This window comes from Clostridium sp. ATCC 25772 (assembly GCF_001573875.1).
Lineage (GTDB): Bacteria > Bacillota > Clostridia > Clostridiales > Clostridiaceae > Clostridium_J > Clostridium_J senegalense.
The window spans coordinates 1-17474 of record NZ_LFRG01000011.1 but is presented as its reverse complement, the minus strand read 5'-3'; the positions used below and the strand labels follow the sequence as shown (position 1 = coordinate 17474).

14 protein-coding genes, 1 tRNA gene and 1 pseudogene are annotated in these 17474 nt (G+C 27.1%); 11 read left to right on the top strand and 5 right to left on the bottom strand.

Translation table 11 applies throughout. The annotated features are described in order from the left end of the window. Nucleotides 1–37: 37 nt before the first annotated feature. From AZI32_RS06705 to folK, 5 genes are all read left to right on the top strand, one after another. Nucleotides 38–772, top strand: coding sequence for an aminotransferase class IV (locus tag AZI32_RS06705; protein WP_061995108.1), 735 nt, complete (start codon nt 38–40; stop codon nt 770–772). A gap of 51 nt (nt 773–823) precedes the next feature. Further along, a complete protein-coding gene (folE, locus tag AZI32_RS06700) occupies nt 824–1378 on the top strand; it encodes a GTP cyclohydrolase I FolE (protein ID WP_199869940.1) in 555 nt (184 codons plus the stop codon). A 16-nt stretch (nt 1379–1394) separates the two neighbouring features. Next, nucleotides 1395–1877, top strand: a complete 483-nt coding sequence (locus AZI32_RS06695; RefSeq protein WP_061995106.1) for an HD domain-containing protein — start codon at nt 1395–1397, stop codon at nt 1875–1877. A gap of 85 nt (nt 1878–1962) precedes the next feature. After that, the gene (gene folP / locus AZI32_RS06690) at nt 1963–2775 is read left to right on the top strand and encodes a dihydropteroate synthase (protein WP_061995159.1); all 813 of its coding nucleotides are present in this window, start codon (nt 1963–1965) and stop codon (nt 2773–2775) included. A 205-nt stretch (nt 2776–2980) separates the two neighbouring features. Beyond that, nucleotides 2981–3799 (top strand): 2-amino-4-hydroxy-6-hydroxymethyldihydropteridine diphosphokinase, encoded by an 819-nt coding sequence (gene folK, locus AZI32_RS06685; RefSeq protein WP_061995105.1) that lies wholly within the window; start codon nt 2981–2983, stop codon nt 3797–3799. Nucleotides 3800–4023: 224 nt separating this feature from the next. Here folK and AZI32_RS06680 read toward each other — a convergent pair whose 3' ends face one another. Both AZI32_RS06680 and AZI32_RS06675 read right to left on the bottom strand, forming a co-directional pair. Continuing rightward, on the bottom strand, nt 4024–4632 hold the full coding sequence (locus tag AZI32_RS06680; protein WP_061995104.1) for a DUF4883 family protein: 609 nt from the start codon (nt 4630–4632) through the stop codon (nt 4024–4026). Nucleotides 4633–5633: 1001 nt separating this feature from the next. Continuing rightward, nucleotides 5634–5715, bottom strand: a tRNA-Leu gene (locus AZI32_RS06675). 817 nt (nt 5716–6532) lie between these two features. On the opposite strand from AZI32_RS06675, the gene AZI32_RS06670 reads away from it, so the two are divergent. Further along, nucleotides 6533–7891, top strand: a complete 1359-nt coding sequence (locus tag AZI32_RS06670; protein WP_061995103.1) for a sodium:alanine symporter family protein — start codon at nt 6533–6535, stop codon at nt 7889–7891. Nucleotides 7892–7944: 53 nt separating this feature from the next. Here AZI32_RS06670 and glsA read toward each other — a convergent pair whose 3' ends face one another. Continuing rightward, on the bottom strand, nt 7945–8859 hold the full coding sequence (glsA, locus tag AZI32_RS06665) for a glutaminase A (RefSeq protein WP_061995102.1): 915 nt from the start codon (nt 8857–8859) through the stop codon (nt 7945–7947). Nucleotides 8860–9614: 755 nt separating this feature from the next. On the opposite strand from glsA, the gene AZI32_RS06660 reads away from it, so the two are divergent. The 3 genes from AZI32_RS06660 to AZI32_RS06650 all read left to right on the top strand — a co-directional run bounded on the left by AZI32_RS06660 (nt 9615) and on the right by AZI32_RS06650 (nt 14021). After that, nucleotides 9615–11525 carry an ABC-F family ATP-binding cassette domain-containing protein gene (locus AZI32_RS06660; protein WP_061995101.1) on the top strand — a complete coding sequence of 637 codons (1911 nt, stop codon included), beginning with the start codon at nt 9615–9617 and terminating at the stop codon, nt 11523–11525. A gap of 287 nt (nt 11526–11812) precedes the next feature. Continuing rightward, nucleotides 11813–12493, top strand: coding sequence for an HD domain-containing protein (locus AZI32_RS06655; protein ID WP_061995100.1), 681 nt, complete (start codon nt 11813–11815; stop codon nt 12491–12493). A gap of 190 nt (nt 12494–12683) precedes the next feature. Further along, nucleotides 12684–14021, top strand: a complete 1338-nt coding sequence (locus AZI32_RS06650) for an MATE family efflux transporter (RefSeq protein WP_061995099.1) — start codon at nt 12684–12686, stop codon at nt 14019–14021. Between the two features lie 70 nt (nt 14022–14091). Here the strand turns inward: AZI32_RS06650 and AZI32_RS06645 are convergent, their stop codons facing one another. Further along, the gene (locus AZI32_RS06645) at nt 14092–15081 is read right to left on the bottom strand and encodes a DUF4003 family protein (protein WP_061995098.1); all 990 of its coding nucleotides are present in this window, start codon (nt 15079–15081) and stop codon (nt 14092–14094) included. A gap of 187 nt (nt 15082–15268) precedes the next feature. Then, nucleotides 15269–15556: pseudogene (locus AZI32_RS06640) on the bottom strand (hypothetical protein); the annotation flags it as partial. Between the two features lie 275 nt (nt 15557–15831). On the opposite strand from AZI32_RS06640, the gene AZI32_RS06635 reads away from it, so the two are divergent. Then, entirely contained in the window at nt 15832–16434 is a 603-nt protein-coding gene (locus AZI32_RS06635) for an MptD family putative ECF transporter S component (RefSeq protein WP_061995096.1), read from the top strand. Further along, nucleotides 16434–17129, top strand: coding sequence for an energy-coupling factor transporter transmembrane component T (locus AZI32_RS06630; RefSeq protein WP_061995095.1), 696 nt, complete (start codon nt 16434–16436; stop codon nt 17127–17129). Before AZI32_RS06635 ends, AZI32_RS06630 begins: the two co-directional genes overlap by 1 nt. The last annotated feature ends 345 nt before the right edge of the window (nt 17130–17474 follow it).

Here is a 17474-nt window from a genome sequence, read left to right as displayed (position 1 = left end):
GGAGATTGTTTCCCTATATAGAAAGTGGTGAAATAATTTGAAAAATATAACATTAGATGATGGATATTCCTTCGGTAGGGGATGTTTTGAGACAATTCTTGTTAAAGATAAGCCTGTATTATTAAAAGAACATATAAAAAGACTTAATGATTCTTTAAAAATATTAAAAATAGATAAAACCATTACAGTGAATGAAGTTATGGATAAAATAGAAGCTTTAAAAATTAGAGATAAAGCTTTAAAAATAATGGTTTCTAGAGAAAATGTTATATATAATTCAAGAGAGATAGCCTATAAGGAAAGTGATTATTCAAAAGGTTTTAATATAACTATGAGTAATGTAAAAAGAAATGAGAATTCAGATTTAACTTATATAAAATCTTTAAATTATTTAGAAAATATTATAGAAAAAGAAAAAGCTAAGAATAAAGGGTTTGATGAGGTTATATTTTTAAATACTGAAAATTATATTGCAGAAGGTGCTGTTTCTAATGTATTTTTTATAAAAAACGACATAATTTACACTCCTTCTATAGAATGTGGTATTTTGCCTGGAATAATAAGAGGATTTTTGGTGGATAACATAGAAAATATAGGATATAAGATTGTAAAAGGTCGTTTTACAAAAGATGAACTATTAAATTGTGATGGTGCCTTTATAACTAATAGCTTAATGGGAATTATGAAGATAAATTCGTTAGATAATATTAAAATTAATGAAAATCATATGGTAGATAAAATAAGATCATATTATGTATCAACATTAAAATAATACGTACAAATTTAAAATTTACAACTATAGGGAATGGAAGTGTTTAAGATGATAGATGAATTAAAAATTAGAAAAGCTGTTACTATGATTATAGAAGCCATAGGCGAGGATCCTAATAGAGAAGGTCTTATAGGCACACCAGACAGAATTGCAAGAATGTATGCAGAGATTTTTTCAGGACTTGAAGAAGATCCAAAATGCCATTTAGAAAAGACATTTACAGTAGAAAATGATGATATAGTTATAGAGAAAGATATAACTTTTTATTCAATGTGTGAACATCATTTTGTACCTTTTTATGGCAAAGTGCATATAGCTTACATACCCAATGGTAAAGTTGCAGGACTTAGCAAGCTTGCAAGAACAGTAGAAGTTTTTGCAAAAAGACCTCAACTTCAAGAGAGGCTAACATCTCAAGTTGCAGAAGCAATGATGAAAAATTTAAATACTAAGGCAGTTATGGTTATTATAGAGGCAGAACACATGTGTATGACTATGAGAGGTGTGAAAAAACCTGGAACGCAGACAACAACTATGGTGTCAAAAGGTGCATTTAAAGATAATATAGCACTTCAAAATCAAGTTTTATCATTACTAAAACTTTAGAAAAAACGGTGTTTAAATGAATGATAAAATAAATTCTATACTTAAAAATACTTATTTTAAAGAAGCTTTAAGAAAGCTTAACAATTTAGAAGGAAATAGAATGTTTTGCATTCATGGAATAGAGCATTCCATGGATGTGGCAAGGATAGGCTATATAATTTCTTTAGAACAAAAGTTAAATATACCTAAAGAATTGATTTATGGAGCGGCCTTATTACATGATTTAGGAAGAGTTATGGAATATGAAAAAAACATTCCGCATGATAAAGGAAGTGTTATTTTAGCAACAAAAATATTAGAGGAATGTTTATATTCTAAAGAAGAGTGTGAAGAGATTATAAAAGCTATATCTTCTCATAGGGAAAAAGAAAGTGAAAAAAGTATTTTAGGTGATATTCTTTATAAGAGTGATAAATTGTCTAGAATGTGTTTTTCTTGCAAGGCTAAGTCTCAATGTTATTGGAATGATGAGAAGAAAAATTTAAAAATAAAATATTAAGTTTTTGTATGTGGTGAATGGTTTTAATAAGCTATTCACCATATACAATTAGCTTATTATAGGAGTGATTATTTTGGCTAGAATAATGAAAATTGGAAATAGAGAATTTGATTTACATGAAAGAACTATAATAATGGGAATACTTAATGTTACTCCAGATTCTTTTTCAGATGGAGGAAATTTTAATACGGTAGATAATGCAGTTAAAAGGGCCATAGAAATGATAAAAAATGGTGCTGATATAATCGATATAGGTGGAGAATCTACAAGACCAGGTCATAAATCAGTAGGATTAGAAGAAGAATTGGAAAGGGTAATTCCTGTAATAAAAGCTATAAGAAAGGAAACGGATATACCAATATCTATAGACACATATAAAGCTGAGGTTGCTAGACAAGCAATTGAAAATGGTGCGTCTTTAATAAATGATGTATGGGGATTTAAGAAAGATCCAGAGATTGCTAAAGTTGCAGCAAAGTATAATGTACCGTGTTGTCTAATGCATAACAGAGATAATAAAGAATATAAAAATATAATTTCAGATATGATTGTAGATTTAGAAGAAAGTATAAATATAGCTTTAGACGCTGGAGTTAAAAAAGAAAATATAATACTTGATCCTGGCGTAGGCTTTGCAAAAACTTATGAGGATAATCTTGTTGTAATGAAAAATCTTAAAGAGTTTAAGAAAATGGGGTATCCAATTCTTCTTGGAACTTCAAGAAAATCTTTTATAGGTAAAGCGCTTAATATTGAAGAACCAAAAGATAGATTAGAAGGAACTTTATCAACAACTGTTATGGGAATAATGGCAGGATGCGAGTTTATAAGAATTCATGATGTTAAAGAAAATAAAAGAATTGCAACTATGACGGATATTATTTTAAAGAGTAAATAAAACTTTTAACTCTTAACTAAAAAAATCTGTTAGTTATTGAAAAAATATTAATCTTAAATTTTCTCACTTGATAAATGAATAAGTTTAAAAGTCAACTTGGAACCCTATTTAAGAACAAAAATTTAAAGATTAAAGTAGTTTTTCTATATATAATAAGTATTTAAAATTAGCAAAAAACTTAAGATAATGTTTAGGGAGTGTTTGAATGGATAAAATATTTATAAAAGATTTAGAAATTTTTGCAAACCATGGTTATTTTCAAGAAGAGAAGAATTTAGGACAAAAATTTGTATTAACAATGGAAGTAGAACTTGATTTAAGCAAAGCAAGTAGTGAAGATAATTTAGAAGATACTGTTCACTATGGAATACTTTGCGATGAAATAGAAAAAGAATTTACTAAAACTAGTTATGATTTAATTGAAACAGCATGTGAAGAGCTGATTAATTCTATAATGCTTAAATATAATACTATTAATAAAATAAGTTTAGAATTAAAAAAACCTTGGGCACCAGTAAAAAAACATTTAGACTATGTTTCTATAAAGATGGAACGCTCATGGCATGAAGTTATAATTGCTGTTGGTGCAAACATTGGTGACAAAAAGAAAAATATTATGGATGCCTTTGAAATAATAGATAATTCTAAACACACTAAAATAGTAGAGATTGCTGATTTTTATGAAACAGAGCCATTTGGTTATGAAGATCAAGATATGTTTTTAAATACAGCCATAAAAATAAAGACAATGCTTAGTCCTAAAAGACTTATGGAATATCTACTTGAAGTAGAAAAAGATTTAAAAAGAGAAAGAATAATAAGATGGGGACCAAGAACATTAGATTTAGATATAATCTTCTATGAGGATTTAATTAGTTATGAAAAAGATATAATACTTCCTCATCCAAGAATGGAGGAAAGATTATTTGTATTAGATCCATTATGTGATATAGTACCGTATAAAGTGCATCCTATATTAAATAAAAGGGTAATTGATATAAAAAAAGAATTGGAAAATAAATAAAAAATATAAACTAAATGAGTATAATATACTATAGGGAAACAAGCTCCAATTTAAATTTATTCAATAACTTTAAAATATTTTTATATAAAATATAGTGTTGAGTTCCAAGTGATTCAGAGCATGTCTCACTATTTTGGGTATCTAAGTTTTGGAATGAATAATTTTAAAAGTCAACTTGGAACCCTATAGGTAAAATAAAAGTTTATTAAAAAAAGAGGGCATTTTTAATTGCCCTCTTTTTCTTCTTTAGATTCATTAGGTTCTTTTATAGGTTCTTTTATAGGTTCTTTTATAGGTTGTTCTTTTTCAATATTTTCTCTTTTATCTGTTATATCTTCTTCATCTTTGTTTAATGAATTATCAGTAAAGTATTTACAAAGGCCATATACGTTATAAGCTATAGGTACTTGAGATATATCCATATAATCTTTTGAGTGATTTCCATCCCATGGATAAATAGATATATATTTTTCATTGTAAACATTTATAACATATTTACAATTATCAAAAGTTATAAAAACTTTATAAGTTATTTTTTCATCACTTAGATCTACTGAATCTTTTTCTAAAGCATAATCCTTTTTTAAAGAATTCATGAATTTTAAAACATCAAAAGATTGCTCCTCTGTTAAAGTTTGTTGCTTGTACATATTTACATCAAAAACTGAAACCTCTGTTGGAGGGTTTTCTATGTAAGAATTTATTAAGTTTTCTGTATAAAAATTTATACTAGGTTTTTCTTTTTGAAAAATAAATTTTAAGTCACTAGAGCATCCAGTAAGTGCAACAGACATAAAAATTACACAAATTATAACTGAAAGCCTTTTGTACATAAAAAATCAACTCCTTGTCTAATTAGTATATATATCTAAAATATGAAGAGGAGTTATAAATTATTACAAAAGCAATTAATTAAGTAATACTCATATATAGGGAAACAAGCTCCAATTCAAATTTATTCATCAAATTTTTGTTATCAGTTGAGAAAAATAAGTGCAAATATGTTTAGTTAAGAATTATGAATTATGAATTATGAATTTAGGATGAAAGTGGCAACCACTTTCTTTGAACAGAGGTTCGGGACTGGCTTTGAATTTTTAGATATAAGTATAAAGTTAGAAGAGCATCAAGTGTTAGCGAAGAAAATAAATTTATCGTGCCTGTCCCATTTGTGATGGAGATAGAACTTGGGTGAATTGATTATTTAGTTTATGTAGAGAGTTTTAAAGAAATTGACAAAGGACAATTGACAGTGTTGGTTAAAACTGGATTCCAGTTTCTTTTGAATTTAAGGGAGTAAATTCTGGGTTTAGGATATAAAACAAACAAAAGCTATATTCAAAACTCGTAGCCGTAACAAGAAGGACAGGTTCATTTAATTGTACCACCATAAAAAAGGGAGATAAAATAAATTATCGAGCAAAGAACCAGTACTTGAGCTGCAAAGCAGCGTACCTGTTAGGTACTGGTTCTTTGCTTATTTTGTTATGGGTATACAGTAATTATGGAATCTACAGTTAAGCGAAGAAAATATCCGAAAATGAACCTGTCCCACTTGTTATGGAATAAAAGTCTTGGATAATTGCTTATTTAGAAGTTTTAATTTTGTAGATTTAAAAATACGTTGAGAATTACTAGGAACGAAGTGAATAGTAATAACCACAACTGTTCACTATTCACTCTTAATTTTTAACTAAACTAATTTGTTAGTTATACATAAAATATTAATTTGAGTTTTCTCATTTGATAAATGAACAAGTTTAAAAATTATCTTGAAACCTTATATATAATTATTTACAAAACAAAAAACATGGTTTATAAAAAACCATGTTTTTGGTGCTAGTGACGAGAGTCGAACTCGTACGGTTTCCCGTTCGATTTTGAGTCGAATGCGTCTGCCATTCCGCCACACTAGCAAATTGCCAACTGACAATATTTATTTTAGCATGATACATATTAAAAATCAATAGTTTTTTATAAAAAAGTTCCAAATTTAACTAAAGGTAATAAAAAATAATTACATTATTAAGAAAGAGCTAAAAAAATAATTTAAATATATTAAAATAAGAAAGTAAATTTTAAACAATAATTATAGAGTATTAAAAAACTTATTAAATAAAATTTAATACTGGTATATATAACATATATTTTATTATAGGTATAATTCAATTAATATCATAGGAAATAATTTCATATTAATTGAATTAATTAATAAATGGTTAAATATGTATTAATGATAGAAATAAGGTATATTCGTAAGTTGAAAAAAATATTTTTAAAGTATATATAAGATTAGTTCAAAATACCATACAAATATAGTTAGTTAAGGATTAAGAATTAAAAATTATTGATGAAACTGAGCGTCAGTTTCTTAAAGTTAAAAATACGTTGAGAATTACTAGGAACAAAGTGAATAGTAATAACCACTAGAGCAAATAGATACATATATATTTAAGCAATTTATAATTATAAAAAATATAAAATTAAACGTTAGAAAAAAGAACAAATAAAAGCTAGTTATTTGTGGTAACTAATAGCATTTACAAAATATAAAGCTCTAATATTAATTAGTTTAATTAATTACTTAAAATATTTATTTTAAATTAAGGTAATAAGAAGGTGATAAAAGTTATATTAGAGATACAAAATTAAGTAGATTTATTTTGTACTTCTATATGAGCAAATTTAAATTTAAATAGCAAAAATTTAATCAATACTATAGGAGGATTATTTATGGATGGATTACTTAATGCTATTACCAATTTAAATGAGGTGCTTTGGAGTAGTGTTTTATTAGTGCTGCTATTAGGTACAGGAATATTTTTTACAATTATGTTAAAGTTTGTTCAGGTTAGAAAGTTTGGTAAAGGTTTTAAAAGGGTTTTTGGTGGTATAAATTTAAAAGGAAAAAAAGCAGGCAAAGATGGGATGAGTTCTTTCCAAGCTGTAGCTACAGCAATTGCTGCACAAGTAGGAACAGGAAACCTTGCCGGAGCTGCTACTGCAATTGCTGCTGGTGGACCTGGTGCTATCTTCTGGATGTGGGTAAGTGCATTTTTAGGAATGTCTACAATATATGCAGAAGCTGTTCTAGCTCAATTATTTAAAACTAGAGTTGAAGGCGAAGTTACAGGAGGACCAGCTTATTATATTAAAAATGGTATTAAAAATAAAAAGATTGGTGGATTTTTATCTGTATTTTTTGCTATATCATGTACATTAGCATTAGGATTTATGGGGAATGCAGTTCAAGCAAATTCCATATCAGATGCTTTTAATAACTCCTTTGGAGTTTCTCCATTAATAGTAGGTATAATAGTTGCAATTATAGGTGGTTTTGTATTTTTCGGAGGTATGGGACGTATAGCATCTGTAACAGAAAAAGTTGTTCCATTTATGGCTGGCATGTATATACTTGTTGGGATAATAGTAATTGCTATGAATGGAAGTGAATTAATTCCAGCATTTAAATCTATTTTTGTAGGGGCTTTTAATCCACAAGCTGTAGTTGGTGGTGCAATAGGTATAACTATAAGACAGGCTGTAAGATATGGTGTCTCAAGAGGATTATTTTCTAATGAAGCAGGAATGGGTTCAACTCCACATGCTCATGCAGTTGCAAATGTTAAACATCCAAGTGAGCAAGGATCTGTTGCTATAGTTAGTGTATTCATAGACACATTTGTAATTCTTACATTAACAGCATTAGTTATAATAACAAGTGGAGCATTAAATGAAGGAAACTTAACAGGTATACAATTAACACAAAGAGCATTTGAATTAACATTAGGTGGTTTTGGTGATGTTTTTGTAGCAATATGTTTATTATTCTTTGCGTTCTCAACAATAATTGGATGGTATTTCTTTGGAGAAAATAACATAAAATTTTTATTTGGAAAAAAAGGATTAACTCCTTATAGAATTTTAGTCATGATAGTAGTTGTTGTTGGATCCACACTAAAAGTTGATTTAGTGTGGCAGTTAGCAGATACCTTTAATGGATTAATGGTCATTCCTAATTTAATAGCATTATTAGTATTAAGTAGGTTAATTGTTAAAGCTACAAAGGATTACGATGAATTAAAAAAATAGAAATAGAAAGGAAACGTTAATTTTAACGTTTCCTTTTTTATCTTAATCTTATATTAGAATATACTTAAATCTAATTCGTTAGAAAGGTATTCTAAAACTTTTAATCCACCACAACTATTTCCTTTAGAATCTAGAGCAGGTCCAACTAAACCAATGCCCATTCTTCTAGGAACAGCAGCCATTATACCACCGCCAACTCCGCTCTTAGAAGGAATTCCAATATGTACAGCGAATTTACCAGATGCATCATACATTCCGCAAGTAACCATTATAGTTTTTATCATTCTACATATATCTCTAGATATAATTCTTTCGCCGGTTATAAGTACACCATCGTTAGCAAGCATAGCACCTATTCTAGCTAAGTCTCTGCAAGTAACTTCCATAGAACATGCTTTGAAGTAAACATCAAGAATCTCTTCAACTTCGCCTTCTATTATACCGTTACCTTTCATGTAATAAGCAAGTGCTCTGTTTCTATCTCCAGTAGCTTTTTCACTTCTATAAACATCTTCATTTAGCTCAATAGTATCATTTTCACAAATTTTTCTTGTGAAATCAAGGATAGTTTTAATTTTATCTTCAGGACTTTCTCCGTTTAATAAAGAAGTAACAGCTATAGCTCCTGCATTTATCATTGGGTTTAAAGGCTTTTTCTGGGGGCTGGTTTCAAGATTTGTTATAGAGTTGAACGCAAGTTCTGTAGGCTCCATACCAACCTTAGAAAAAACATATTCTGATCCGTTTTGTAATATTGCAACCATTAAGGTTATAACCTTAGATATACTTTGAATAGTAAAACTAGTATCATAGTCTCCTGAATAGTACTCTTTCCCATCTAATGTAGTGATGCATATTCCTAAAACATTTGGATCAGCCTTTGCAAGTTCAGGAATGTAATCTGCTACAGCACCTTTTTGAGTCCAATCTCTACTTTTTTCAATAATATTATCTAAAATTCTTTTCATAAGTCCACTCCTTTATAATCTCAATGTTTTGTTGTTAAAGTCTCTTTCAACTATCATTAATATAATTATATCATCTATATATGAATTATATTATGCAAAAAGACTTTGAATTTGAAAAACTAAAAACAATATTTGTATAATATTAAAATAAATACAAAGCAAAACATTCAGCAAAAACTTAATTGTTATATCAGTTTTAATATAAAAAGTATTAAGACAATTTTGAATATGTAAGTACAATTAAGAATTTATGAATTAGAATTGCTATAAAAAATAAAAAATAAATAATAATAAAATTTTCTTGTGAAATAAAATAATAATCAAATTATTAACAAAATACTATACATTGAGTATATATGCTTTTTAAGTGAAAATCAATTACTAAACTTAAATTATATTAAAAAAATGTTATTAATATATAAATTTAGTAACTTTATATAGAAAAAATATGTAAAATGTGGTAAAAAACACGGATTAAATAATGATATGTGTTAAAAGTATAACTTTACATATTTTAAAGGTAAACTAGCAGAAAAATTTAATATAGTATATAATTTATTTAAGTATTATATGGATACAAGCTCAAGTTTAAATCTATTAAATAATTTGAAAATATTTTCATTTTATAAGAAAGTACTTACTTTAGATACTTACGAGCTTGCGTCATTCTTTTAGACTTCCAAGTATTAAGATAAAATATCTTACAAGTAAGCTTGGAGTCATATAGATAAATTAAAGCAAGAGGATGGTAATAAATGAATTTAATAACTTTAGATAATATAACTAAAAGCTATAGTGATAAAATTTTACTAAATGATATAAAATTAACGATTTCTAGTGAAGATAAAATTGGGATTATAGGAGTGAATGGTGCTGGTAAATCGACTCTTTTGAAAATTGTTGCTGGAATAGAAAATTATGAGAATGGAACTATAGTAAAAATGAATGGGTTAAGAGTAGAATATTTAGCTCAAGAAGTGTTTTACGATGATGAAGATAATGTTTTAGATTTAGTGTTTAAAGGGTCTTCAGAAGTTATGAAAGTTTTAAGAGAATATGAAGAGACCGTATATAATCTAGAGAAGGATAGTACTAATACTAAATTTCAAAATAAGTTAACAGCGTTACAAAATAAAATGGATGCTTTAAATGGATGGCAAGTTGAAAGTGATGCTAAAAGAATTTTAACGAAACTTGGAGTAAATAATTTTAATGAAAAAGTTAAAAATTTATCCGGTGGACAAAGAAAAAGAATAGCATTAGCTAGTAGTTTAATTGCACAGTGTGATATTTTAATATTAGATGAGCCTACAAATCATATGGACAATGAGGCTATTGAATGGCTTGAAAATGAATTAAAAGTAAGAAAATGCGCATTGCTTATGATTACTCATGATAGATATTTTTTAGATAGGGTTGCAAATAAAATTTTTGAAATAGAAAAAGGTAATTTATATACATATGATGGAAATTATTCTGTTTTTGTTGAGAAAAGAATAGAACGTATGGAAATGCAAGAAAGTCTTGAAAGAAAAAGACAAAATTTATATAGAAGAGAGCTTGAATGGGTAAAAAGAGGTGCAAAGGCAAGAAGTACTAAGCAAAAGGCAAGACTTGATAGATTTGAAGAAATTAAAAATGGAAAAATTGATATAAGTAGTGAAAAAGTTAATATAAGTACTGGCAGTAGCAGACTTGGTAAAAAAATAATAGAAGCTGAAAATATAAGTAAAAATTTTGATGATAAACTTATAATAAAAGACTTTAACTATATAGCTACTAAAGAAGATAGAGTTGGAATAATAGGGAATAATGGGATAGGAAAGTCTACTCTTTTAAATATTTTAAGTGATAAATTAGAACCAGACAGTGGAGTAATTACCTTTGGGGACACAGTAAAACTTGGATATTTTTCACAAGAAAATGAAGATATGAATTATGATCTAAGAGCTATAGATTATATAAAAGAAAGTGCGGAATTTATAACAACTAATGATGGAAGTAAAATATCTGCATCTCAAATGCTTGAAAGATTTTTATTTGAAGGACCAAGTCAATATACACCTATAAATAAACTTTCCGGTGGTGAAAGAAGAAGATTATATCTACTAAAAATACTTATGGAGAGTCCTAATGTATTATTTTTAGATGAGCCTACCAATGATTTAGATATTGATACTTTAGCAATACTTGAGCAATATTTAGAGGAGTTTAATGGCACAGTAATAACTGTATCCCACGATAGATACTTTTTAAATAGGGTAGCTAACAAAATACTTTCTTTTAGAGGAAATGGTGAAATTTTAGAAATTACAGGAAACTATAGTGATTATAAAGATTATGAAGAAGCGTTCTTAAAAGAACAAGCGGATAAAAAAGAGTTTAAAGAAAAAACTGAATATAAAAATAGAAAAAAAGATAAACCACTAAAGTTCTCATTTAAGGAACAAAAAGAATATGAAGAAATAGATGATAATATTGCATCAAAAGAAGAGGAAATAGAAAATATAGAAAAAGAAATAGCTAAAAATGGAAGCGACTTTGTGAAATTACAAGAGCTATTAAAAACTCAAGAAGCATTAAAAGGTGAACTGGATCATTTAATGGAAAGATGGGTATACCTAAATGAGCTTGCAGATAGAATAGAAGAGCAGAAGAATAGTTAAAATAATGCCATTTAAAGATAGTTTTTAATACTACTTTAAATGGCTTATTTAGTTTAAGTGGTTATATTTAATAAAAATTTAAACTTTTGATATTAAACTGACAAGGTTAAAATATAAAATTGTTTTAAGCAATAAATAAGTTTAAATTTATTCATCAAATCTTTGTTATCAGTTAAAAAAGCAAGTATAAATATAGTTAATTAAAAAATTAGAAATTAACAGTAACTGTTAACTATTCACTCTTAATTCTTAACTAGAAAAACCTTATATATACTGGAGGTATAATCTTGAGAAAAAAATTGATAATTATTTTGTGTGGTATATCTATAATCAGCTTAATTAGCGGCAGTTTTATATATGTAAAAAATAAAAATCATTCTAAAAGTATAGGTACTAATACCATAAATGAAAATGGTAGCAATATTACATATAATGAAGAAGAGATATTAAAAAAAATAAGAGAAATAAATAAATCATTAGGTGAAAAAGATGCTGAAGAGCTAGTAGAGCATAGCAAAAAAGTAAAAGAAATATCATTAATAATTTTTGATGAGTTAGGAATGGATGAAAAATATAAAGATATAGTTGGGATTTCAGCATTACTTCATGATATTCAAAAGCATACTGGTGATGAACATAATAAAGTTGGTGCAAAATATTTGGAAGAAAATATGGATAAAATTTTAAATTGTGATGATAAAGCTAAAGAACTTATAATATTGGCAGTAAGATGGCATAAAGGATCTAAATATACAGAAGAGATAAAAGATGAAAATTATTTGAAAGTTGTTGAAACTGTGAGGGCAGCAGATAAAATAGCAAAACTCTTTAAAGATAATAATAGCACTTTAGATGAAAATAAGTTAGAAGCAAAATCTAAAATAGATGAACTACAAAATAGTGATATAAAAGAAGCTTCATATAAGCTTATAGATGAGTATTACAATAAGCTTAACAATCAATCTTAAAAGTTAAATTTGTTACATTGAAAGGATAACTTTTAAAGTTTTTATTGACAATTATTTTTTTTATATGATATTATCAATAATGTCATCGGAGGATATATTTGTAATATATGCCGGATAAGATGGTTAACTATCGTTAACTGACTTATCCGGCTTTTTTAGTAATAATTAAATAATTGGGAGAAGGGGTAAAATGGAAAAAAACAATAAAATTTTAACAGAAGGCAACATTTATAAATCATTATTGATGTTTGCTATACCATTTTTAATTGCAAACTTTATACAAGCTTTATATGGAGCTGTTGATATGGCTATAGTAGGATGGTTTGGAAGTTCGATTAGTATATCAGCAGTATCAATCGGAAGTCAGGTTATGCAAATATTAACAAGTTTAATATCAGGATTAACTATGGGAGGAACCATATTAATAGCTCAATACTTTGGTGCGGAAAAGGAAAAAGATACAGTTGAAACAATAAGTACTATGCTAACATTATTTGTTGGTTTTGCAATTTTGTTTACTATAGTTATGATGTTTTTAACACCATCATTTTTAAAAATGTTAAGAACACCAGTAGAAGCTTTTAGTGGAGCAAAAGAATACGTGTTAATTTGTTCAATGGGTATAATATTTATTTTTGGATACAACGGTATTAGTGCTATGTTAAGAGGAATAGGTGATTCAAAAAGTCCAATGATATTTATTTTAGTTGCTTGCATTACTAATATTGTTCTTGACTTGATTTTAGTTGGAATTTTTAAATTAGGACCAGCAGGAGCAGCAATAGCAACTATAGCTTCTCAAGGTTTAAGTATGATATTGGCTATTATTTATTTAAGTAAACAAAATTTTATATTTCAGTTTAAATTTAAAAACTTTAAAATACATAAGGATAAAGCATTAAAGCTTATAAAGCTAGGAATACCAGTATCGCTTCAAGAAACAATGGTTTCAGTATCTTTTTTAATTATAACAGCTATTATAAATACTTTAGGCGTAGTTCCAGCAGCAGCAGTGGGAATAGCAAGTAAATTTGATATGTTTGCAATGCTTCCAGCCATTGCATTTTCAGGTGCAATAACATCAATTACAGCACAAAATATTGGGGCTAATAAACCAGAACGTGCTAAAAAAGCTTTAAATGCTAGTATGTTACTTGCTTTTTTATGTTCCATAGTATTCTTTGCCTGGGCCCAAATAAGTGCTCAGTCAATTATGCATATGTTTAAAGCGGATGCAGATGTAACTTTGGCAGGATCACAATATATGAGAACATTTAGTATAGATTTCATGCTAGTTGCCTTTGGATTTTGTCAAAATGGTTTCTTAAATGGATGTGGAAAAACTAAGTTCACCATGATTAATGGAATTTTAGCATCAATTTTAATTCGTGTACCATTAGCGTATATATTAAGTGTTTATATACCAACTAGTTTACTAGGAATAGGTATTGCAGCGCCAATAGCAACATTTATTTCTGTAACTATATCTTTTGTATATATAAAAAGTGGAAGATGGAATAAAATTTAAGTAAAAATAATAAAACCATTGAAAAATAATAATTTATTTTTCAATGGTTTATTAAATTTAACAGTTTAAACTAGTTACTAGCACTAGATGCTGCAGCGGCAGATGAAACAGCCGCCATTGTAGCTATTTCGATTGCAATTGCAACAGTTAATGCAACATTGTTTGTAGTATTTATTAAATTTTCTTTGATAACTTCATCCATGGTGTCAATATACATTGAAGTTACTAAAGACGCAGAAATCATATTTCTAATCAATGCTCCCATAGAAATAGTCCCAAAACCTTTTTCCTTTTTTAATTCATTACTTGTAGTAACCATAGTTTTAGCAAAAGCATCAGTGTCATCTGTGACAAAAGAGGCTATACCTAATAGTGGCAAAGAATAACTTTTTAAAGGAACGTTGTAGGTTTCAAGTTTTTCTTTAAGCTCAACAACTTTTTTACACTTATCTTCTGCTGGAAGATTTATAAAACACAATACATGAGATAATGTTTGAAGGTTATTTCCGCTCCAAAGTCCATGTTTTTTAAGAAGAGTATAACATTTTTCTATTTCATTAAAAGTTTCATCATAATTCTTAGAAGTTGTAGCAATCATAGCAGCACAAGCTATATCCTCTTGACTAGTTAAAAATCTATGATTGTTTTTCATAAGATTATATACAGTTCTTGTATTTATTATAGCATCATGTGTATTAACTCTATCTTTTGAATCAAAAATAACTTGAGCTGCTAAAACGAGATATTGATTTGAAAAAAATTGTTCTTTTAATTTATTATATATATTTATAATTTCCTCTAAACTAGCCTCCATATTATCAGTAAGTGAAATATTTACAGCTAAAGTTAATAGATTATTTCCTCTAAAATTTGAAAATATAGACGTTTTACCTTTGATTAAATTAATAGCCATATTAATTTTTTCAGCATCAACATTTTTATCTTTTAATGTTACATTTAAAGCATTGCATTTTTTAAAAAGACTCATTCCAAAAGTACCATGAACTTCATCTAAACCATGGCAATTATGTATCATTAAATTTAATTTATCACAAATCATATTGTTTCCCCCATAAAAGTAAGATAAATTTTAAAATTATCATATTATTTTAATCATTTAGTAAGTAATAATATTATTACAAAAATCATTTTAACATAGAATTTAATGGTTAAAATTACAAAAAAATTACAAAATTAAAAAATAAACACCTAATTACAATATATAACTAATAATGAAATATTTTTAATTAGTGCGTAACATTCTTAGATATAATTTCCATAAATATTTTAGGAGTTACTATTTCAACATTAGGATTTTCTTTAAGCTTATCAACAGCATATTTAACATTACTTAAATCTTTACTCCAAGCATGAATATAAACAAAGGTATAACTATTAGCATCATGAATGTCTGTTTGACCTGATTTAACTCTATCATTTATATTCTTAATTAAACTATCTTCATCCTCTAAGTTACTCCAAAGCAAATCCCTACAAGATACTATAGGTTTGTTGTTAGACCAATTAATCGTTCTTAGAATATTCCTAATAAAAAATTTATATGAAATATATTTTTATATAAATTTAAAATATCACTAATGGTCAATGTTAATACAGTATAGGACAAGAATAACTGATTGATATTGATTATCAATTACTGTAAATATATACTTGAAATTAATAGGAGGACATTACAATGTCTTAGAATTATAGGAAAACAAGAATACATAAAAAATTGTATAAGGAGATGGGAGTATGTAAAAAAAAGTTAGTTTAAATAATAATTAAATTTTAAAGGAGGAGTTGTGATATGTCTAACTTAAAAACTAATAAGTTACAAACAAAGGATTTAGTTACTATAGGTATTTTTACAGCAATATATTTTGTCATAACTATATTAGTTATGATTTTAGTTGCAATAGCACCTGTTATATGGTTACTATATCCTGGAATCTTAGCAGTTGTTTGTGGTGTTATATATATGCTATTAACAGCCAAAATTGAAAAAACTGGTCCAGTGTTTATTATGAGCACTATAACAGGAATTATATATTTAGTTACAGGAGAATGCACATGGGTAATATTAGCAACTTATGTAGTTACAGGATTAATTGCTGAGGTAATTCGTAGTTCTTTTGGATATAAAAGTTTTAAAGGTAATCTATTTGCTTATTGTGTATTTTCACTTGGAATGATTGGCTCACCACTACCATTGTGGTTATTTCATGATAGTTTTATCCAATCAATAATAGAGATGGGTATGGATCCATCTTATGTTGAAAAGATATCAACAATGGTTTCTGGATGGTCTTTTATAGGTATGATAATTGTAACTATAATTTGTGCAATAATAGGTGGATTTATTGGTAAATCAATGTTGAAAAAACATTTTCAAAAAGCAGGTATTGTTTAATGGAAAGTGTATCAAATGAAAGTTATTTGAATTTAGACCCAAGAACTAAGTTAGTATTATTGTTTATAACTAATATTATTATTTTTTCAACTACACAGGTATATATTGAGATAGCAGTGGTGTTGCTTCTTATGATGCTTATATCATTATGTGGATGTTTCAAGTCAATTTTAAAATTGGTAATAGTTTTTTTTTCATTAATATTAATTCAATTTTATGTAATACCAGTGTTACCAGCTATACTTGTAATGACTTTTAATGTACTTGCAGTTTATGCAAGGAAAATACTTCCTTGTTTGATGATTGGTACACTTATAGTTAAGACTACCCCAGTAAGGCTAATCATGTTGTCTTTAAGAAAGTGGAAAGTTCCACAAAAAATTTTAATACCCTTAGCTATTACTATACGTTATTTTCCTTCTATTAAAGAAGAATACTCATACATTAAAGACGCAATGAAGTTAAGAGGAATAAAAGGTATTGTAAAAAAGGTTGAGTGTGTATATGTTCCATTATTAATATCTGCAACACATACTGCAGAAGAATTAAGTGAAGCTGCAATAACAAGGGGCATTGAAAATCCTGTACCTAAAACTAGTGTAATAAATATTAAATTTCATTTTCAAGATTATTTTTCTTTGGTTGTAGGGGTAATTTGCATGATAATTGCATTTACTGTGAAAATTCAAATATAAAAGTAAAATTTATGTTTTTAAAATATATAGAGAAACAAGCTCCAATTTAAATTTATTCAATAACCTTAAAATATTTTTATACAAGATGCAGTGTTGAATTCTGAGTGATTTGGAGCATGTCTCACTATTCACTCTTAACTTTTAACTAAAATAATCTTTTAGTTATTGATAAAATATTAATTTAAATTTTCTCATTTGATAAATGAATAAGTTTAAAATTTAATTTGGAACCCTATATAGGGAAACAAGCTCAAATTTAAATTTATTTAATAACTTTAAAATATTTTCATACAAGATGCAGTGTTGAGTTCCAAGTGATTCAGAGCATGTCTCACTATTTGGGGT